Raw genomic sequence first — 19,787 nt, 5'->3', positions numbered from 1 at the left:
AATCCGGGCCGCGGTCAACAGCCCTGTGACCCAAGCGTGTTGATCGAGTCAGGCCGGCGCGTCGAGGTCGGCGGCGCGGCGCACCCGGTCGGCGATGTGCAGGATCAGCCGGTCCAGGTCGGCGCAGTACACCGAGGGGTTGAGAAAGCCCTCGTCGGCGCGGTAGCGGTGGGCGTAGTTGCCCCCGCCGCACACGTCCACCAGTGGGCACGCCAGGCACTCGGGGGCCAGTGCCTGGCGGCCCAACTGCCGGGCGGCGACGCCGGGATGGTCCAGGGCGTCGTCGAAGGAGTGGTGGAAGACGTCGTAGCCCGTGGCCGGGGCGCCCGGGTAGGCGGTCTTCAGCGAGTCCACCTGCTCGATGGCGCCGTCGGTGTCGACGACCACCGCCACCACCGGCGAGTTCCCGACCGCCTCGGCCTGGCCGTCCAGTCCGAGCAGCAGCCCGATGATCTCGCTGAACAGCCGGACGGGGACCGCCTGTTCGCCGGACTCGAACCAGAGCTCGAACACCTCGATCAGCCAGTCGGCGTAAGGGTGAGGGCCCCTGGCGGCCGGTGGGTGCGCCCAGTTGGCGTGCGGCAGCAGCAGGTCCATGGACGGCGGTTCCAGCGCGGTGAGCGAGGTGTACACCTCGGCCGGGTCGGAGTCCGGGTCGATCACGGTCAGGATCCCGGCGTACGCCTCCGGACGGCGGCGCAGCACCTCGAGCCCGGCGGCCGTCGCGGCCCAGGAGGAGCGCCCGGCGTGGTCGACGCGGCGCCGGTTCAGCCACGGGCTGCCGCCGTCCAGACTCACCCCGACCGCGATCCCCGCGTCGGCCAGCCGCCCCACCCGGTCCTCGGTCAGCAAGGTGCCGTTGGTCTGCACGCTGGCGTCCACCCGGCATCCCGGGCCGACGGCGTCCCGCACGGCGGTGACGTACCCGACGAGCGTGTCCACCCCGGCCAACAGGGGTTCACCGCCATGCAGATTGACCTGTAACGAGGACAGTCCGTGCGCCGCCGCGTGCTCGGCGACGCGTTCCGCGGTGCGCCGCACCACACCGGGCGGCACCCGTCGGGGACGGTCCCGCCAGCTGTCGTCGGCGCCCTCGTAGACGTAGCAATAGGTACAGGCCAGATTGCAACGGCCGTGCACCTTCAGCACGAACTGCCGGAACGGCACGGCCTGGACGCCGGACCGCCGTAAGCCAGCGACGTCCAGGGTCTCAAGAGGCCACCGGGCGGTCACAGTTGATACGGGCCGTCCTCGTAGTAGGCCACCGCGGGACCGCCGCGCAGCTTGCGGGGCAGCAGGCCCGTGGCGACCGCCGCGAGCACCGGATGCGATGCCTCGCGGGACAGTGCCGCCAGGTCGAGATCGGTGAGGTCGGGCAGCGTGCCGCCCGGCTCCCGTACGCCACGCAAGGGCGACCTGTCCCCTTCTGTACCCCGCACGTTCACCTCTCCAGGACGGCTGAACCAGCCTCTTGACACACGGCGCGGCCCAGCCTACTGGCGTGACGGCGCCGATATGCCCGCGCCGGGCCCTTGCCAGGTATCAAGTTGGCAGCGGCCGCTGGGGTCTGCCTATGCGTCAGGTCGGGAGCGGCTCGAAGTCCCAGTAGGGCCTCTCACGGCGGCGGATCGACTGGGTGTGCGGATGCTGGGCGCCGAGGGTGTCGGAGAGCTGCTGGAGCGCCTCGCGCTCCAGCTTGGCCGCCTCCTGGCCGCGTCGCAGTATCCGCAGGTCGGAGGCGAGCGCCGCCTTGCATGACAAGGTCAGAGGATGGGTCTCGCCCATCGCCGAACGCGCCGACTCCAGGACGGCGCGGGTGAGTTCGGCCGCCCCCTCCTCGTCCCCGGCGAGACTGCGGGCGCCGCCCGCGTTGAGTCCGGCGCCCAGCGCCCAGGGGTGGGAGGGGCCGACGGCGGCGCGCATGTCGACGAGCGCCCGTTCCGCGATCCGCAGCGCCTCGTCGCGCTCCCCGTACTCCCACAGGGCGAGCGCCACGTTCCCCGCCGTGCCCACCGCGTAGGGGTGCTGCGGGCCGACGAGCCGGGCGTACTGCTCGGCGACGCCCGCCGCCGACTCCCGGGCCTGCTCCAGGTTGCCGTGCTCGCGGTTGAAGGTGGCGAAGTCGGCCTGCACCAGCAGCGAGTCGGGGTGGTTCGGTCCCTGCCGCTGCACGAACCGCTCCACCACGCTGCGCATCAGCGACTCCGCGCCCAGCAGGTCCCCGTTGCGTCTCATGCACAGCGCCAGGTTGTGCTCGGCGAACAGGGTCTGGGGGGTGTAGCGGTCCATCGTGTTGCGGTGGGCCCGGACGTTGAGCTCCTGCCGGGACGTCGCCTCGGTGTAGCGGCCCAGCAGCCGCAGCATCCAGGCGTAGAACATCCCGGAGCGCAGGGTGAGATGGTGCCGTGGGCTCAGGATCCGCTCGCGGATCAGCAGGATGTCGCGGTGCAGCCGCAGCGACTCCTCGTAGCGGCCCAGCAGACTGGTGACCACGGCGAGGTTGCCGCGGTCCTGAAGCGCGCGCGGGGCGTCCGCGCCCAGGGTCCCGGTGTACGCCCGCACGCACTCCTCGAACATGCCGTGCGCCTCGTCGTAGCGCCCCAGGGACACCAGGGTGCCGCCGAGGCCGTTCTTGGCGCGCAGCAGGTCGGGGTCGTCCCCGGCGCGGGTCTCCGCGAGCTGGTCCAGGACGGCCCGCCCGACGGCCTCCGCCTCCAGGTAACGGCCGCTGCGGCGCAGCATGTTGGCGTGGTCGTGGATCAGGATCAGCATGTCCCGGTCGTCCGGACCCAGCCGGGTGCGCCAGCGGGTGACGGCCTGCTCGCACAGTCTGAGGGCGGCCCGGTTCTCGCCGCGCACCCGCATGTACTCGATGCAGTTCAGCACGAGCCCGCGCACCACCGGGTCCGAACTGTCCAGCGTCCCGGCCGTCTCCAGGTGCGGGATGAGCTCGGCGTACCGCGCCCACTCGCGGGTGTCGGTCGGCCGCCGCGGGTCGGCGCCCGCCAGCAGGGTGCACGCGATCGTGGACAGCGCCTCGCGACGGTCCTCGGTCAGGGTGCTGACCAGGAAGCTGTGGTAGAGGCGGTGCATGGAGACGCGGTCCACGGCCGGTTCGGCGTCCGAGGACTCCACGTAGTCCAGGCGGACCGCGGTGGACTCCGACAGCCGGCGCAGCGCGGTGTGCCAGCGGATCGGGTCACCCGCGAGGGCCGCCAGATGGTCCGGCAGGTCGGACGGGTGCGCGGCCTGCATCAACCGCACCGGGATGGCGTCCGGGGAGAACAGGGCGAACAGATGCAGCAGTTCGACGGCCTCGGGGTTGTTCTCCTGGAGCGTGTTGAGGGTTATCGACCAACTGGTCTGGAAGCCCATCGGGTAGTCGGAGGAGATCCGGATGCCGATCTGGCTGGCCTCGCCACGCCGGATCATCGAGATGTAGTCCTTGGCGGGCATCGCGTTGGCGTCCAGCCACGCCGCGGTCTGCGCGAGCAGCAGCGGCAGGTCCTGCACGGCGTCGGCGAGCTGGTCGGCCTCGCCGTCGGTCAGCCGCTGGGCCCGCCTGCGGACGTAGGCGACGGACTCGGTCCGCCGGAAGGGCAGCACCTCGATCTCGGTGACGTTCCCGGAGGCCGCCCAGTCCTGGGTGAGGGTGGTGATCAGGACATGGCCGTTGCCCTCCGGCAGCAGGTCCTCGATCTGCTCCATGTCGTCCGCGGAGTCGAGGATCAGCAGCCACCGCCGGTACGGCGTCCCGGTCCTGAGTGCTTCGTGGACCGCGCGGATCCGCTCGCCCAGCTCCTGGCCGACGGGCAGCTCCAGCCGCGGTGCGAGCTGCGCGAACTGCTCGCGCGCGGGGGCGCGGAAGCGGGCCCCGACCCACCACACGATGTCGTAGTCGTTGCCGAAGCGGTGCGAGTACTCGTTGGCGATCTGGCTCTTGCCGACACCGGAGATGCCCCGCAGCGCCACCCGCGCGCCGCCGCGCCCACCGCGCTCGAAGCGCGCGTGCAGCTCCTCCAGGATCGCGTCCCGGCCGGTGAAGCGGACATTGCGGCGCGGCACGTTCCACACCGACGGCGGGTCGTTGGGGAAGCGGGGCGCGGCGGCGCCGGCGGGGGCGAGGGGCTCGGCGGACCGGTCGAGGTCCAGGCGGCGCAGGATACGGCGGCGCGCCTCGCGCGAGTCCAGGTCGCGCAGGTCGACCGGGCGCAGCGGAGCGGCCGTGGCGGGCAGTGCCCTCGTCGCCACGCTGACCGCGGAAAACCGGTCCACGTGGGCCGGCACCACCTCGTGCAGCGCCTCGGTCCACTCGGCGTCCGAGCGCGGGCCGAGCGAGAAGTACCAGTCGTCCAGGACCAGCAGCACCCGGCCGGGCGCCTTGAGCAGGCTGCGCAGCGCGTCGGTGAGCGGCATCCGCAGCGGAGGGTCCCAGCGCAGCAGCGTCGTCTCGTGGCCGAGCTGCTCCAGCTGATGCGCGATCCATGTCGCCCACGGCCGGTTGAATCCCGCGTAGCTGATGGTGAAGTGCTCGTGGGACTCGGCGCCCTTGGACCTGTCGGTCATCCGACCGTCTCCCTACACCGAAATCGATGGAATGACGTTTTTGACGGTTTTACGGGTACTTTCGCGTGCACTTTAAGCGATAGGTCGTTCAATCCGGGGGCATCACCGCGCTCAGCCGCGCGGACGCGTGCCGGACCAGCCGCTCCAGGTCGGCGCAGAACACCGACGGGTGCCGAAAGCCCGTACCGCGCGAGAAGCGGTGACCGTAGTTGCCGCCCCCGCACACCCGGCCCACCGGGCAGGCCCGGCACTCGTCCGCGAGGCCCGCCTCGCCGAGCTGGCGGGCCACGATCCCCGGATGGTCGAGCGCCTCGTCGAAGGCGTGCCCGAAGACGTCCAGGCCGGTGGCGGTCGCGTGGTCGTAGGCGAGGTTGAGGGAGTCGATCTGTTCCACCGAGCCGTCGGTGTGCACCACCACCGCGCAGGTCGGCGACAGCCCGATCGACTCGGTGGTGCTGGGCACCCCGAGCAGCAGGGCCACGACCTCCGTGAACAGCCGCACCCGCGGCTGCGAGCCGTCGGGCGCGCCGTCCCACCACAGGTCGAAGGCGGCGGCCAGCCAGTCGCCGTAGGGGGTGGGCACCGCGGACCACGCCCCCGGGGCGCGGGCGGGCAGGCCCGGCGGCGGGCTCGACCAGTTGGCGTGCGGCAACAGCAGGTCCAGGCGGGGCGGGCGCAGCTCGGCCAGCGAGGAGTACACCTCCGCGGGGTCGCTGGTGATGTCGATGGCGCACAGGATCCCCGCGTACAGCTCGGGGCGGTCCGACAGCAGCCGCGCCGCGCGCCGGGCCGCCGGCCAGGACGGGCGCCCCGCGTGGTCCACCCGGCGCCGGTTCAGATGCGCGGTGCCGCCGTCCAGGCTCAGCCCGACCCGGATGCCCGCGTCGGCGAGCCGGTCCAGGGTGCGGTCGGTGATGAGGGTCCCGTTGCTCTGCACGGTGGCCCGCAGCGCGACCCCGGCGGGCAGGGCCCGGCGCACCGCTGCCGCGTACGCGAGGGCCGTGTCGGCGCCCGAGAGCAGCGGCTCACCGCCGTGCAGGTCGATCCGGACCTCGGACAGCCCGTGGGTGCCGGCGTGTTCGGCGATCCGCAGCGCCGTCTGCCGCATCACCCCCGGCGCCACCCGCGCCGGCCGGCCCCGCCAACTGGCGTCCTCGCCCTGGTAGATGACGCAGTAGCTGCAGTCGAGATTGCAGCGGCTGTGCACCTTGAGGACGAACTGCCGGAAGGGGACGGGACGGTGGCCCGCGCGCCGCAGGGCCGCCACGTCCAGTTCGGCGTGCGGCCACGGCGCCGACCGGCGGTCCCGGGCGATCCGTAAGCTGTCGTCCGAAGCGGTCTGCACAGCATCGCCTCCCCGTGGGCGGCCCCGTGCCGCCGCTAGCGTTCTACCCCCGGGGAGTCCTCGTGATACGCCACGAGACCGCCGTCGGCGTCGCAGGAACGGGCGAGCAGCGTGGCCAGGACGGTGCCCAGCACGGGGTGGTCGACCCGGGCGCGCAGCGCGGCCAGATCGACGCCTGCGTAGTCGGGCAGCGGGGCCCCCACGTGTCCGCCCGGCCCGGTCGGTTCCGTCACCCTGCCCACACCCTTTCACCGTCCCCCTGTTCCGGCGAGCGCGGTCATGCGCTCGAACGTCGACTGCGCCTGCGGTCCCCGTGCCGCGCCCGCGCGCTGCCACAGTGTCCACGCCGCCCGGTAGGACTCCAGCGCGTGCCCGGGTCCCGCCGTCCGCTCCAGCACCACCCCGCGCTGATGGTGCGCCCGGGCGGCCAGCAGCGGTTCACCGGCCCGGTCGGCGCTGCGTACGCCGTGGTGGTACGACTCGGCCGCCAGGTCCAGCCACTCCGGTGCCCCGGAGCCGCCCGCCAGGGCCAGCAGCACATCGCCGCGCTCCAGCCAGGCCAGGGCCGCCGTGCGGTCGTCGCGCGCGCCCCGCGCCGCACGCGCCAGCACCCACTCGGCCTCGTGCAGATCGGTCGGCGTTCCGCCCGCGCCGTGATGATGACGCAATGCCCGGCCGAACAGAAGCCGCCGGTCGGCCAGATGGGGATCGCTGTCGGCCGTCAGCGCCAGCGCCGCGCGCAGCACCCGTACGGCGTCGGTGGCCACGGCGAGTCCGTCGCCGTGCTCGGCGCGGGCCACCAGCACCTCGCCGCGGCCCGCCAGCAGCTCCGCCCGCTCCGGGTCGTCCCGGTCCAGCAGTCGCTCGGCCTCGGTGAAGCAGCGGTCGGCGGCGAGGAGTTCGGCCGGCTCGGCGGTGTGCCGGTAGCGGGCGGTGTGGGCCTCGGCCAGCCGGCGCAGGGCCGGTACCCGTAACTCCGTGCCCTGGTCGCGGACCGCCTCCACCGCTCGTTCCAGTGCCTCCAGGACCCCTGGGTGGCCGGTGTCGCCGGCGGCCACGGCCCGCGCCTCCGCCAGGTCCAGCAGGGCCCGGCACCGCACCGCGGACGGGACGCCGTGCCGGCCGGAGAGCCGTACGCCGCTCTCGAAGTCCGCCGCCGCCCGCAGGGCCAGGGTCCGTGCCTCGTCGGCCGCGTCACGGCCCCGGGCGTCGTCGGCGAGCGCCAGCAGCTGCCGTCCCCGGGCCAGCACCGCCGGGTCGAAACCGGGCCGGCCGGGGAGCGAGGAGGGGGTTCGGGCACCGCCGCCCGCGGCCGATCCGCCGGAGACCACGGCCGGTCACCGGGCCCGGCGCAGGGTGGACAGGGGAGCCGTACGGTTGTGGACACCGGTGCCTGGCCGTCCCGGTCCCCTCGGGTGGCCGGTCGCGGTGAGGCGCGGCCCGGCGCACTGGTCTTCGCGGGGCGCGTCCCCGGCCGTGTCGTCGTCGCTCCGCGCCGTTCTCGGCCGCGCTCCGGCGGGAGGGGCCCCAGGTACACGCGCGACGGGGCACCGCACCGGGCGGCCGCGCCACTCACTCACGTCGCGCTCCTCGTCTGGGACGGTCGGATGCGTGCGAACTCCATGACAGTACGCGCACTCTGCCCGGTCAACAGTGCTTTCCGGCCGCCGGTCCGCAACACACCCGCCGAAGTGCGGCAACACGGGCGGTCTAGACTCGCACGGAACGGCCCCCCTACCGGCCGAAAGCGGTCAGCCTCGGCCAGACCCGAAGGGTATTCGGCGTTTTGATACGGATAGATTCAGTCACCAAGCGGTACCCGGACGGCACGGTGGCGGTCGACCGGCTCTCGTTGGAGATACCCGACCGTTCGATCACGGTCCTCGTCGGCCCCTCCGGCTGCGGCAAGACGACCACCCTGCGCATGATCAACCGGATGGTCGAGCCCACCGAGGGCACCATCCTCCTCGACGGCCAGGACATCCAGCGGCAGCCGGTCAACACCCTGCGCCGGTCCATGGGTTACGTCATCCAGAACGCCGGTCTCTTCCAGCACCGCACCATCGTCGACAACATCGCCACGGTGCCCCGGCTGCTCGGCTGGAGCAAGGACAAGGCCCGCGACCGCGCCCGGGACCTGATGGAACGCGTCGGCCTCGACGCCTCGCTCGCCAAGCGGTACCCCTATCAGCTCTCCGGCGGCCAGCAGCAGCGCGTCGGCGTGGCCCGGGCGCTCGCCGCCGACCCGCCGGTCCTGCTCATGGACGAGCCGTTCTCCGCCGTCGACCCCGTGGTCCGCAAGGGCCTCCAGGACGAACTCCTGCGCATCCAGGCGGAGTTGGGTAAGACCATCGTCTTCGTCACCCATGACATCGACGAGGCCGTCAAGATCGGCACCATGGTCGCCGTGATGCGCACCGGCGGCCGGCTCGCGCAGTACGCGCCGCCCGCCGAACTGCTGACCCACCCGGCCGACGCGTTCGTCGAGGACTTCCTCGGCGCCGACCGCGGCATCCGCCGGCTGTCCTTCTTCCCGTCCGCGGGGCTGTCGCTGTCGACGGTGCCGGTCGTCCCGATCGACGCCACGGCCGAACGGATCGCCGCGCACGACACCGCCGACGCCCCCTATCTCCTCGTGACCGACACGGACGGCAGGCCGCTCGGCTGGGGCGAGCCGGGCGCGCTGACGGCCGGCTCCATCGCGGTCGACCAACTGGTCTCCCACGGGCGCCCGTTCGTCGCCGGCACCGACTCGCTGCGGGCCGCGCTGGACTGCGCGGTGCTCTCGCCGACCGGCTGGGCGGTCGCCGTGGACGCCGACGGGCGGGTCGCCGGGGTCGTCTCCCAGCAGACCATCGCCGAGGCCATCCGCGGCGCCCACGCGCAGGGGCGGACCGACGGCCGTACCGAAGGCCGTACGGACGAGAAGGTCGCCGGATGAACTGGGACCGGATGTTCGACATCCCCAGCGACCTCCAGCACAGCTGGCTGGGCCTGGTCGGGCTGCATCTGCGCGAGGCCCTGCTGCCGGTGCTCGCCGGGCTGCTGATCTCGCTGCCACTGGCCCAGCTGTGCGTGCGCTTCCGCTGGCTGTACCCGCCGGTGCTGTGGGTGACGACCGTGCTCTACGCCATCCCCTCACTGGCCTTCTTCGTGCTGCTCATCGACTACACCGGCATGACCGAGCTGACCGTGATGATCCCGCTCACCGTCTACAGCCTCGTGGTGCTGGTCCCGGCCGTCGTCGACGCCGTCCGCTCGGTCCCGCCGGAGACCCTCGCCGCCGCGAAGGCCATGGGCCTGGGCCCCGTACGCCGGTACGCCCAGGTCCAGTTGCCCATCGCCGTGCCCGCGATCATCGCCGGACTGCGGGTCGCCACCGTCTCCAGCGTCAGCCTCGTCAGCGTCGGCACCCTCATCGGCAACCAGGGCGCCCTCGGCAACCTGCTCAACGACGCCACCATCTACAACCGGCCCGAACTCGCCGTGAACGCCGTGCTGTCCATGGCGCTCCTGGCGATCCTCGCCGACGCCCTGCTGGTGCTGCTGCGCCGGCTGCTGACGCCGTGGATGCCCCGACCGCAGAGCAAGAGGCGGAAGGCCGCCGGGAAGACCTCCGGGCAGATCCCCGGGGATGCCCCTGGGGAGGGCCCCGCCCCCGTCCTGGAAGGGGCAGCACGGTGAACCTGCTCACCCACATCGGCAACTTCTTCGGCGACAGCGCCCATTGGCACGGCTACGACGGGATCCCCACGCGCGTGGCGGAACACCTGAAGTACACCCTGGAGGCGCTCCTCATCGCCGCCGCGATCGCACTGCCGGTCGGCCTCGTGACCGGCCACTACGGGCGCGGCGGAACGGCTCTGTCCCTGATCGCCACCGCCGGGCGGGCCCTGCCCACCTTCGGTCTGCTGGTCCTGCTGACCCTGCTGCTGGGCTTCGGCCTGGTGAACGTGATGACCCCGCTGGTCGTCCTCGCCGTACCGCCGATCCTGGTCACCACCTACGAGGCGATGCGCACCGTCGACCCCTCCTCGGTGGACGCCGCCCGGGGCATGGGCATGAGCGAGGCCGGGGTCCTCTTCCACGTCGAACTCCCCGCCGCGCTCCCGCTGATCCTCAGCGGACTGCGCTCGGGCGCCATCCAGATCGTCTCGACGGCGACCATCGCGGCGTACGTCAGCCTCGGCGGGCTCGGCCGCTACATCGTGGACGGCCTGTACCAGCGCGACTACCAGAAGGTCGTCGGCGGCGCCGCCCTCGTCGCGGGGATGGCGCTGCTGACCCTGGCCGTGTTCTGGGCGGCGGGACGGTTCGCGGTGTCCAAGGGGGTGCGCAGGGCGGCCGGCTAGCGCGGCGGCTCCGTGCGGGCCAGCGCCAGTTCCAGTACGACGAGCAGCGCGTCCCGCACGGAGCCCCGCTCCCGGGCGTCGAACACAAGGACCGGGACGTGGTCCCCGACGTCCAGCGCCCAGCGGACCTCGTCCAGGGTGTGCTCGACCTTGCCGTCGAAGGCGTTGGCGGCCACCGCGAAGGGGATGCGCCGGTGCTCGAAGTAGTCGACGGCGGCGTAACAGTCGTCGAGGCGGCGGGTGTCGACGATGACCAAACCGCCGATCGCGCCCTCGACGATGTCGTCCCACATGAAGCCGAACCGCTCCTGTCCGGGCGTACCGAAGAGGTACAGCTTCAGGGTCGGGTCGATGGTGATGCAGCCGAAGTCCATCGCGACCGTGGTCGTGGTCTTGCGCGGGGTGTGCGTGAGGTCGTCGACGCCCGCCGCGACCTCGGTGATGGCCGCCTCGGTGGTCAGCGGCTCGATCTCGGAGATGGCGCCCACGGCGGTGGTCTTGCCCACGCCGAAGCCGCCCGCGATCACCATCTTGACCGGCAGGGGTGGCCGCACGGCGGCCGTCGGCACTGACCCGTCCAGGGTGGCCGGTTCAGTCGGAGTCACGGAGTACCCCCCGGGAGTCGGGGATGGCGCGCAGGCCATCGATCACTCGGCGCAGGACGGAAGCGTCATGCGTGTCGTCGGAGTGCGGCACATGCACCGTCAGCAGCCCCTCCGCGCGCAGGTCCTCGGCGAGGACCCGGACCACGTTGAGGTGCAGCCGCAGCCGGGCCGCGAGTTCCGCGATGGACTGCGGCCGGCGGCAGGCGGCGACGATGTCGTGCTGCTCGAAGGTGAGCCCGTCGAGCGCGGTGAGACCCTCGGCGGTGGTCACCACCTGGGTCTCGACGGGCATCGTCCGGCCGGCCGCACTGGGCGCCACCCGGCCGGCCGTGACCAGGAACGGCCGCACGGCGGAGGCGGGCCCGACCGGGTCCGGGCCCGGGACCGAGGAGCCGTCCGCCATGGCGTGTGCGTCCCGGTCCCGGTCAGAGCGCCGACGGGGAGCCGACGCTGTTCTTCAGCGCCAGCACCAGCTGGGGACTGAGGGCGCTGCCTGCACGGTTGGCGAACAGCGTCATCTCGTAGGCGATGTTGCCCAGCTTGGCCTCCTTGTCGGTGACCACGCCGAGGACGGCGCCGCTGCCGATCGCGGAGACCAGGACATGGCCGCCCTCCAGGTCGATGATGACCTTGTTGAGACCGCCGAGACCGTAGTTGCCGGACGCGCCGGCGGCGAGGCTGGTGATGCCGGAGACGATCGCGGCGAGCCGCTCGGAGTCGGCGTGCTCACGCAGTTCGGAGACCGCGATCAGCAGACCGTCCGAGGAGACGGCGATGGCGTCCACGACACCCGCGGTCTCGGTGGCGAAACGGTTCAACAGCCAGGTGAAGTCGGCTGCCGCGGCCTTCAGTTCGGCCGGTGTGTTCCCCGTCGGAGTGTCACCTGTCGACGTACTCACTGATCCGCTCCTTCCGGGAGGTGGTTCTGGTCCTGCTTGCGGGGGGTGGGGTGCAGGTCTGGGTCCGTGCCGCTGTCGCGGTGGGCGCGTGCCACGGCGTCCTCGAACTCCTCGAGGGCGGCGCGGACGGCTTCCGCGTCGGCGGGGCGGGGCGCCTGGCGGGCGCTCGGACGGTCGGCGTCGGTCGTGGTGCGGAGCGTGGCTCCGCGCACGCGGCGGCGCAGCGGGCGGGCGGTGCCGGGCGCTTCGGTGGGTGCGGAGGCCTCGGGGGCCCCGGGGGTCGCCGGGCTCTTCGGGGTGCCCTCGGCGGGTGCCGGTTCCTCGGCGCGGGCCCTGGGGATGTACGGCACGTCCTCCGCGACCGCCGGGTTCTCCTCCGTGCGGCGCACCCGGCGCGGGAGCGGTCCGTGAGGGTCCTCGGCGCCGGGGAGGGCGTCCGTGCGCGCCGGGCGGGGGCCGGATTCGTCGGTGCCGGCCGCCGGGGTGACGGGTGCCGCCCGCTCCGCCGCGGCCGCGGTCAGCAGCAGCGAGTGCGGCAGCGTCACCTCGGCCGTGACACCGCCGCCGGGGGTGCGGGACAGGGCGACGTCGATGTCCCAGCGGCGGGCCAGCGCGCCGACCACGAACAGACCGAGCACCTTCGAGGGCACCAGGTCCAGGCGCTCGCGGCGTACGATGCGGGCGTTCTCCTCGTCGAGCCGCTCGGGGTCCATGCCGAGACCGTGGTCCGAGATCACGATCGCCGCGCCCTCGGCGGTGTTCTGCACGAACACCTCGACAGGGCTGTCCGCGGGCGAGAACGACACCGCGTTCTCCACCAGTTCGGCCACCATCAGGGTCAGGTCGCCGATGATGTCGGGCGCCACCATGACCTCGGTGCGGGCAAGCAGCTGGACCCGCTGGAAGCCCTCGATCTGGCCGAGCGCGGCCCGTACGACGTTGGTCAGGGCGATCGGCCCGGAGTCCAGGACGGTCTCGCGGATACCGGCGAGCAGCATCAGACTGTCGGCGTTGCGGCGCAGCCGGACCGCGATGTGGTCGATGCTGTAGAGGCGTTCGAGCAGCTCGGGGTCGGTCTCGCCGCGCTCCACCGCGTCGATCAGGGCCAGCTGCCGGGTGGTGAGGTTGCTGACCCGGCGGCCCACGTTGCCGAACATCTCGGCGACGTTGCGGCGGCTGAGCACCTGACGCTCCAGCAGGGCGGCCGCGGTGGTCTGCACGTGGTTGAAGGCCTCGGCGAGGTCGCCGATCTCGTCGCGGGCGGTGACCGGCATCTCCCGCAGCCGCGCCGGGCCCTCGTCCTCGGCGTCGTCGGCCGCGACCCGGGCCAGTTCGCGCTCGGCGACCTCGGCGACCTGCTGCGCGGCGCGGGTCAGCGCCTGCACCGGGCGGACCACCGAACGGCGTACCACGACTGAGAACGCGAGCCACAGGACGAAGCCGAGCACGGCGAGACTCAGCAGCAGCACGGCGTTGCGCAGCGCCTCGGCGGAGGCGCGGTCGGCGCGGTCGGCGATCTGGTCGATCAGCGAGGTGGTGATGCCGAGCCGGATCGCGGCCTGCTTGCGGTAGGCGGGGTAGGAGTCGAGCGCCGTCTCGAACTTGCGGCGGATCTCGGCGGGGGAGTCGGCCTGCAGGGCGCTGGGGTCGATCTGGAGCTCGGCGTACTGCCGGTTGATGACGCCCTGCGGGGTGCTGTGCTCGATCCCGGCGAGCTGCTCGGCCTGCTCCTCGGTGGCGAACCGCCCGAACCGGTCGGCCTGGTGGGTGTACTCGTCGTAGGAGCCGATCGCGCCGATGAACTCGATGAGCGCGTTGGAGTCACCGGTCGTCGCGGAGAACACCCCGGTCTCGAAGGAGCTGTGGGCGGCGTCGGCGCGCAGCAGCGAGTCGAGCAGGCTGCCGGTGAAGGTGGCCGCGAGCGCCGCGTTGCGGTCGAGTCCGAGGCCGTCGATCAGGCCCTTGGCGGCGCTGGTGTAGGCGGGGTCGATGTTGTCGGCGGGCAGATACGCCCGCTCGATGGTGTCGCGCAGGCTCTCCAGGCCCTCGATGTCCTTGAGCGCGCGGGCCTCGTCCTCGGGGAGCCGGTCGCCGAACGAGGCGCGCACCTTCTCGACCTGGGTGTCCACCGCGAGCTGGGCCTTGCGGTAGGGGACCTGGGAGGGGGTGCCGCCGTCGTTGGTCGCCTCGTGCCGTACGGAGAGCAGGACGGCCTGCTGGTGCTCGGCCTCCAGCCGGTCCACCAGCGTGGCGACCTCGGTGCTGGTGCGCACCAGGCGGGCCGCGTCGGCGGCCTCCCGGGAGCGTCCGACCTGGTCGGTGATGAGGTAGGCCAGCAGGAGCGCGACCACGGTCAGCGGGACGCCGACCAGCACGTTGAGCTTGTGCCGGAACGACCGACGGTCGGCGAGGCCCCGTATGCCCCCCGGGGCCGACGATGGCGCCGTCTCGCTCGTGGACACCAGGCCTCCTTCACGGGGATGTCGGCGCGCGCGAGGACTTCACGTGACCGATTCTGATCGACTCGGGATGGTGCGGAACGGCACCCGTGGGGCACCCGCACGCCAGTGTGTCCGACCGCCAACGACCCGGAGACTACCGTCTTCTCGGGAGTTCGATCATGCCACCCTGAGTCAAGAATCCGTTACAAGGGGAAGGCCTCCGGATGACGGGCTTTGCCGGATTTTCACAACCGGTCGCGCATTGACGCCAATTGGTGACCAGGGTGCACTTGACGATGCGAGAACTGGCTGGATTGGATCAGTCTCAGAGCTTGTTGTTCCAGTCCCAGAGCTATTTGCAGCCTCAGAGATTGTTCCAGTTTCAGAGCGTGTCCCCTATCAGCCCACCCAGCCCGGAACGGGAATCGTGACTTCCAAAGCCCCACGCAGCAGGTCCATCCGGAAGCATCCCGGCGCAGCCGCGGTAGCGCTCGCCGCCACCGCGGCCCTGCTGGCGGGATGCGGATCCTCCGACGACGCCTCCGACCCGCTCAAGGAGGACAAGGGCGGCAGCGGCGACACCGTCGTCGTCGGCTCCAACAACTTCGCCGAGAGCATCCTCCTCGCCGACATCTACGGCGAGGCCCTCAAGGCCAAGGGCATCAAGGTCAGTTACAAGCCCAACATCGGCAGCCGCGAGACCACTTACGGCCTGCTGAAGAACGGCTCCATCACCGTCCTGCCGGAGTACAACGGTTCCCTGCTGTCGTACCTCGACGCCAAGGCCGTGCAGAAGTCGGCGGACGCGGTGAACACCGAGGTGAAGGCGAAGCTCGACAAGTCGCTGACGCTGCTGGAGTCCTCGCCGGCCGAGAACAAGGACTCGGTCAGCGTCAACGCGGCCACCGCGAAGAAGTACGGTCTCACCGCCGAGTCCACGCTCGCCGACCTCAAGGACGCCGCTCCCGAGCTGGTCATCGGCGGCTCGCCCGAGTTCCAGACCCGGCAGCAGGGCCTGAAGGGCCTGAAGTCCGTGTACGGCGTGGAGTTCAAGTCCTTCAAGGCGCTCGACGCGGGCGGCCCGCTGACCCAGGCGGCGCTCACGAGGAACACCGTGCAGGCCGCGGACATCTTCACCACGGACCCGACCATCACCAAGGAGAAGTTCGTCGTCCTGAAGGACCCGGAGAACCTCTTCGGGTTCGCCAACGTGACGCCGCTCGCGTACAAGTCGGGCCTCTCCCAGGAGGGGGTCGACGCGCTCAACGCGGTCTCCGCCAAGCTGGACACGACCACGCTCCTCGACCTGGACTCCCAGGTACAGCTCGACAACAAGGACCCGCTGGACGTCGCCAAGGCCTGGCTCCAGTCGGCCGGACTGATCTGACAGCACCACTCAGTACCCCAGGCACGACCGGGCGCGGGTGCCCTCCGACACGGAGGGCACCTGCGCCTCGTCATGGGCGTACGCGGCCCGCAGTCTCGCGGTCCTACTCCTCCGAGGCGGCGATCAACTGGTCGAGGAGCGCGATCAGTACGTCCCGGGCCGAGTCCCGCTCGCGGGCGTCGCACAGCAGGATCTGGACGTGGTCCGGGAGGGACAGGGACTCGCGGATCTCCTCGGGTGGGTAGGGGTGTTCGCCGTGGAAGCCGTTGACGCCGACGACGAAGGGGATACGGCGGCGCTCGAAGAAGTCGATCGCGGCGAAGCTGGACTCCGGGCGGCGCACGTCGACGAGGACCACCGCGCCCAGCGCACCGAGGGCGAGGTCGTTCCACATGAACCAGAACCGCTGCTGGCCGGGCGTACCGAACAGATAGAGGACCAGGTCCTGGCTGATGGTGATGCGGCCGAAGTCCAGGGCCACGGTGGTGGACTTCTTCTCCTCGATGCCGTCGAGGTCGTCGACACCCAGCCCCACGGCCGTCAACGACTCCTCGGTGCGCAGCGGGGCGATCTCGCTCACCGAGCCGACCATGGTGGTCTTGCCCACGCCGAAGCCCCCGGCGATCAGGATCTTGACCGTGTCGGGGGCCGATCGGGCGATGGTGTCAGAGTCGGCCAAGGCCGTCCCTCACTTTCTGGAGCAGGTCCAGGTCGACGGTGGCGGTGACCGGGTGCGGCGGACGCACCGTGATCCGGCCCGCCTCCAGCAGGTCGCAGAGCATGATCACGATCACGCTCATCGGAAGGTCCAGCAGAGCGGCGAGCTCCGCGACGGCGATCGGCTTGGCACAGCGGCGCAGGATGCGCTGATGCTCCGGCTGCGGACGGGGGGCCCGGGCCGGTGGCGGGTCCACCGCGGTCACCGTCGAGATGAGGGTGAAGTCGGAGCGGCTCGGTCGGGTACGGCCACCGGTCAGGGCGAACGGCCGGACCAGACGGCCCGCCGTGTCGCCTGCGTTCACCTCACTTGCCGGGGTCTGCGGTGGGGCCGACGCCCGCCCGCGGGGCCGCGCTGAGGTGCTCGCCGATCTTCTTCACCAGCATGTTCATCTGGTACGCCACCACACCGACATCCGCGTTGTGGTTGGTGAGCACGACGAGGTGGGCGCCCGGGCCGGCCGAGGTCAGGATGAGATAGCTGTGCGCCATCTCGATCAGCGCCTGGCGCACCGGGCCGCCGCGGAAGTCCATGCTGACGCCCTTGCTCAGGCTCATCAGCCCGGACGCGGTGGCGGCCAGCCGCTCGGCGTCGTCCCGCAGGAACCCGGTCGACTTGCTGACCACCAGCCCGTCCTCGGACAGCACGACGGCGTGGTTCACATCGGCGACCCGCTCCACGAGTCCGGTCAGCAACTGGTCGAGCTGGGTGTGGGTGGCGGGGGTGGGGCGCGTCATGGGGTGTCCTTCGTCGGCGGTGGGGCGGTGGGGCGGTGAGGTGGCGGGTGGCGGGTGGGACAGAGGGGCGGTGACGTGGTGGTGCGGGGTGCGGGGCGGTGGTCAGCGGTCGCCGGGTGGGGGCGGGGGGAGCGGGGCGTCCGGTCGTTCGGGGCCGGGCGCGTCCCTTTGACCGTACGGCGCTTCGGCGGGGGCGGACGGGTTGGTGCCGGGGTTCTCCGGTTCCGCCGGGCCGGGCGACGCTCCCGCCTCCTCGTCCCGCGCGCGGGAGGTGCCGCGCTGGAAGCCGGCGAGTGAGGAGGCGGCCCGTTCCGCGGTGAAGTCGTCGCCGTGGCCGTCCTCCTCCTCGGCGGGCGCGGCGTCCTCGCGCAGTTCGACGGCGAGGCTCGTCTGGGGGACGCGGCGGGGCAGCGGGGCGAGCCCGGGCAACCGCCCGGGGTGTCCGGCTTCCCGCCCGGGGTGTCCGGCCTCGCTCTTGGAGCGTCCGGCTCCCGGCCGGGGGTGTCCGGCCTCCCGCGCCTGTCCGTCGCCCTCAGCGCGACCCGCGGACGCGAGGGACCGGACCCGGTCCACGAGCCCGTCGTCCCACGACGCTTCGCCGTCCGCGGCGGCCTCCGTGCCGCTCGGCAGGGTGGCGGCGCGGGCGCCCACCCCGACCGGTGAGGGCGTGTCCGTGTCCTTGTCGGCGCGCGGCGGCTCCCTGTCCTCGAGTCGGGCGGGGCCCCCGGAACCGGTGGGTGCGGGGGCGGCGGGAGTCTCGTCCAGGGTGCCCGCGGGGTCGCGTACGACGATCTCGTGGGGGAGCAGCACGATCGCCGTGGTGCCGCCGTACGGCGACGGACGCAGCGTGACCGTGATGCCGTGGCGGGTCGCCAGGCGGCCGATCACGAACATGCCGAGACGCAGATCGTCGGCGAGCGCGACCACGTCGAACTTCGGCGGGACCGCCAACTGGGCGTTGAGGGAGGCGTACTCCTCCTCCGGCATCCCGAGACCACGGTCCTCGACCTCGACGGCCAGACCCTTGGCCACCGACGCGGCCTGCACCGTGACCGGCGCCGGAGCGGGCGAGTACACGGTCGCGTTGTCGATGAGCTCGGCCAGCAGATGGATCACATCGGCCACCGCGGGCGGCGCGAGGCACACCTCCTCCTCGGTGTGCACCTCCACCCGCTGGTACTCGGCGACCTCGCCCACCGCGCTGCGCAGGATGTCGATCAGCGCGACCGGCTCCTGCCAGCTGCGGCCCGGCCGCTCGCCGCTGATGACGACCAGGTTCTCCTCGTACCGGCGCAACTGGCTGGCCGTGGAGTCCAGTTCGTACAGGCCCTTGAGGACCTCGGGGTCGGTGTGCCGGCGTTCCAGCGCGTCGAGCTTGGTGAGCTGGAGGTTGACCAGGTTCTGGCTCTGCCGGGCGATCCCGAGGATCACCTTCTGGAACCCGCGCCGGGTGTCGGCGAGTTCGATGGCGGTGTGCACCGCCGTACGCTGCGCCTTGTTGAACGCCCGTGCCACCGTGCCGAGTTCGTCGCCGCCGTAGTCCAGCGGCGGGGCCGCGAGGTCCGCGTCGACCGTCTCGCCCCGCTCCAGCCGGGACACCACGTCGGGCAGCCGCTCCTCGGCGAGGCTGAGGGTGGCCTCCCGCAGTCCGTTCAGCCGCCGGGACAGGGACCGGGTGATCCGCCAGGACACGCCCACGCACACCAGCAGACCGAGGAGCCCGGCGGCGCTCAGCGAGGCGGCGGTGACCAGCAGGCTGTCCGCCTTGTCGGCGCTGCGGTCGAGCAGCCCGGACGTCTGCTCCTGGATCAGTCGGGTGTAGGCCGCGGCCACCTTGTCCAGCGCGGCCGTCCACTTCTTCTGCGCGTCGGGCAGCGCCACCTCGCCGCCGGGGGCCGCCGCCCGGGCGCCGAGCACCTGGTCCTCGATGCCCGTCAGGGTCCGCCACTCGGCGCTCTGCAGGATCCGCTCGGTCTGCACCTTCGCGTCGCCGGTCAACTGGGGGACGATCTGGTCCTCGACGAGCCACCGATGGGCGTCGACGAGCTGCGCGAACGCGATCCACTCCTTCTCGCTCAGGTGTCCGGTCGGCCAGGCCAGGGTGAGCCGGGCGTCCTCCTGGGAGACCAGTTCCGCCGCGTGCTCCAGCGCGACCAGCGGCCCGGCCTGCGAGGTGAGGTCGCCGTCGTCGACCTGGGAGAGCTCCTGGAAGGCGTGGATCTGGCCGTCGATGACCGCGCTGTAGTGGTCCAGCACCTGGCCGGGGGTGATGTCGGTCGGGTCGTCCACCTGGTCCCGGTAGTACTCCAGGCTGGTGACCGAGCCGAGCACCGAGTACAGCCGGTCCGAGATGCGCGAGGGTGCCTTCGCGATCGCGTCGGACTGCCCGACCAGCTTGGCGACCGCCCTGTCCGTCTCCTCGCGCTGCGCGTCCAGCGCCGCCCGGGAGCCGCGCGGTGAGGCCAGCAGGGCCGCCGAGAGGCTGCGCTCCCGCTGGAGGGCGAGCGTGGCGTCGGTGCCCATGGCGCCGGTGGATCGGCTCAACTCGGTCTGTCCGCGCAGGCGCAGACCCTCGGCGAACATCTGCGTCGTCGTCATGCCCCACAGGGCGGTGAGCGTGAGGGCGGGCACCAGGGCCAGCAGGATCAGGGAGAGACGTATGGAGCCGAGACGGCGCCGTGCACCGGTCCGTGGAGACATTCGTCGTCCTAGGCGATGAGCAGGGAGGGGGTGGGTG

General features: G+C 72.3%; 18 protein-coding genes. 4 read left to right on the top strand and 14 right to left on the bottom strand.

What is annotated here, in order from left to right:
- Positions 1-48: 48 nt before the first annotated feature.
- The 6 genes from ACZ56U_RS01895 to ACZ56U_RS01870 all read right to left on the bottom strand — a co-directional run bounded on the left by ACZ56U_RS01895 (position 49) and on the right by ACZ56U_RS01870 (position 7,242).
- Entirely contained in the window at positions 49-1,167 is a 1,119-nt protein-coding gene (locus ACZ56U_RS01895) for an FxsB family cyclophane-forming radical SAM/SPASM peptide maturase (RefSeq protein ID WP_469082055.1), read from the bottom strand.
- Positions 1,168-1,229: 62 nt separating this feature from the next.
- Positions 1,230-1,409 (bottom strand): YxD-tail cyclophane-containing RiPP peptide, encoded by a 180-nt coding sequence (locus tag ACZ56U_RS01890; RefSeq protein ID WP_469082054.1) that lies wholly within the window; start codon positions 1,407-1,409, stop codon positions 1,230-1,232.
- A gap of 169 nt (positions 1,410-1,578) precedes the next feature.
- Positions 1,579-4,566: an FxSxx-COOH system tetratricopeptide repeat protein gene (fxsT, locus tag ACZ56U_RS01885; RefSeq protein ID WP_469082053.1), complete on the bottom strand. Its 2,988-nt coding sequence runs from the start codon at positions 4,564-4,566 to the stop codon at positions 1,579-1,581.
- Positions 4,567-4,654: 88 nt separating this feature from the next.
- Complete coding sequence (locus tag ACZ56U_RS01880; RefSeq protein WP_469082052.1) at positions 4,655-5,911, bottom strand: FxsB family cyclophane-forming radical SAM/SPASM peptide maturase; 1,257 nt, start codon at positions 5,909-5,911, stop codon at positions 4,655-4,657.
- Positions 5,912-5,946: 35 nt separating this feature from the next.
- A complete protein-coding gene (locus ACZ56U_RS01875) occupies positions 5,947-6,144 on the bottom strand; it encodes a YxD-tail cyclophane-containing RiPP peptide (RefSeq protein ID WP_469082051.1) in 198 nt (65 codons plus the stop codon).
- A gap of 15 nt (positions 6,145-6,159) precedes the next feature.
- Positions 6,160-7,242: a hypothetical protein gene (locus tag ACZ56U_RS01870; RefSeq protein ID WP_469082050.1), complete on the bottom strand. Its 1,083-nt coding sequence runs from the start codon at positions 7,240-7,242 to the stop codon at positions 6,160-6,162.
- A gap of 455 nt (positions 7,243-7,697) precedes the next feature.
- Here ACZ56U_RS01870 and ACZ56U_RS01865 point away from each other — a divergent pair, with 455 nt between their 5' ends.
- The 3 genes from ACZ56U_RS01865 to ACZ56U_RS01855 are packed head-to-tail and all read left to right on the top strand — an operon-like array spanning position 7,698 to position 10,263.
- Positions 7,698-8,852, top strand: a complete 1,155-nt coding sequence (locus ACZ56U_RS01865) for an ABC transporter ATP-binding protein (RefSeq protein WP_469082049.1) — start codon at positions 7,698-7,700, stop codon at positions 8,850-8,852.
- Positions 8,849-9,595 (top strand): ABC transporter permease, encoded by a 747-nt coding sequence (locus ACZ56U_RS01860; protein ID WP_469082048.1) that lies wholly within the window; start codon positions 8,849-8,851, stop codon positions 9,593-9,595. Before ACZ56U_RS01865 ends, ACZ56U_RS01860 begins: the two co-directional genes overlap by 4 nt.
- Positions 9,592-10,263, top strand: coding sequence for an ABC transporter permease (locus ACZ56U_RS01855; RefSeq protein ID WP_469082047.1), 672 nt, complete (start codon positions 9,592-9,594; stop codon positions 10,261-10,263). The genes ACZ56U_RS01860 and ACZ56U_RS01855 overlap by 4 nt, the downstream gene beginning before the upstream one ends.
- Here ACZ56U_RS01855 and ACZ56U_RS01850 read toward each other — a convergent pair.
- Genes ACZ56U_RS01850 through ACZ56U_RS01835 form a run of 4 tightly spaced genes read right to left on the bottom strand, consistent with a single transcriptional unit; the run spans position 10,260 to position 14,229 of the window.
- Positions 10,260-10,868, bottom strand: a complete 609-nt coding sequence (locus tag ACZ56U_RS01850) for a GTP-binding protein (protein WP_469082046.1) — start codon at positions 10,866-10,868, stop codon at positions 10,260-10,262. The two genes, ACZ56U_RS01855 and ACZ56U_RS01850, sit on opposite strands and share 4 nt — an antisense overlap.
- The gene (locus ACZ56U_RS01845; protein ID WP_469082045.1) at positions 10,855-11,271 is read right to left on the bottom strand and encodes a DUF742 domain-containing protein; all 417 of its coding nucleotides are present in this window, start codon (positions 11,269-11,271) and stop codon (positions 10,855-10,857) included. The genes ACZ56U_RS01850 and ACZ56U_RS01845 overlap by 14 nt, the downstream gene beginning before the upstream one ends.
- A gap of 22 nt (positions 11,272-11,293) precedes the next feature.
- Positions 11,294-11,767 (bottom strand): roadblock/LC7 domain-containing protein, encoded by a 474-nt coding sequence (locus ACZ56U_RS01840; protein WP_046263351.1) that lies wholly within the window; start codon positions 11,765-11,767, stop codon positions 11,294-11,296.
- Positions 11,764-14,229 carry a sensor histidine kinase gene (locus tag ACZ56U_RS01835; RefSeq protein ID WP_469082044.1) on the bottom strand — a complete coding sequence of 822 codons (2,466 nt, stop codon included), beginning with the start codon at positions 14,227-14,229 and terminating at the stop codon, positions 11,764-11,766. The genes ACZ56U_RS01840 and ACZ56U_RS01835 overlap by 4 nt, the downstream gene beginning before the upstream one ends.
- Before the next feature lie 406 nt (positions 14,230-14,635).
- On the opposite strand from ACZ56U_RS01835, the gene ACZ56U_RS01830 reads away from it, so the two are divergent.
- Positions 14,636-15,595 (top strand): ABC transporter substrate-binding protein, encoded by a 960-nt coding sequence (locus ACZ56U_RS01830; protein WP_469082043.1) that lies wholly within the window; start codon positions 14,636-14,638, stop codon positions 15,593-15,595.
- A gap of 103 nt (positions 15,596-15,698) precedes the next feature.
- Here ACZ56U_RS01830 and ACZ56U_RS01825 read toward each other — a convergent pair whose 3' ends face one another.
- From ACZ56U_RS01825 to ACZ56U_RS01810, 4 genes are all read right to left on the bottom strand, one after another.
- On the bottom strand, positions 15,699-16,274 hold the full coding sequence (locus ACZ56U_RS01825; RefSeq protein WP_469082042.1) for a GTP-binding protein: 576 nt from the start codon (positions 16,272-16,274) through the stop codon (positions 15,699-15,701).
- Positions 16,261-16,617 carry a DUF742 domain-containing protein gene (locus ACZ56U_RS01820; protein ID WP_469082041.1) on the bottom strand — a complete coding sequence of 119 codons (357 nt, stop codon included), beginning with the start codon at positions 16,615-16,617 and terminating at the stop codon, positions 16,261-16,263. The genes ACZ56U_RS01825 and ACZ56U_RS01820 overlap by 14 nt, the downstream gene beginning before the upstream one ends.
- Before the next feature lies 1 nt (position 16,618).
- Positions 16,619-17,050, bottom strand: a complete 432-nt coding sequence (locus ACZ56U_RS01815; protein WP_469082040.1) for a roadblock/LC7 domain-containing protein — start codon at positions 17,048-17,050, stop codon at positions 16,619-16,621.
- A gap of 102 nt (positions 17,051-17,152) precedes the next feature.
- Complete coding sequence (locus tag ACZ56U_RS01810; RefSeq protein WP_469082039.1) at positions 17,153-19,750, bottom strand: sensor histidine kinase; 2,598 nt, start codon at positions 19,748-19,750, stop codon at positions 17,153-17,155.
- Positions 19,751-19,787: the final 37 nt, after the last annotated feature.

The organism is Streptomyces sp. NPDC034103 (genome assembly GCF_055575395.1).
Note: the sequence above shows the minus strand (reverse complement) of the source record. Positions and strands in the feature narration are given on the sequence as shown.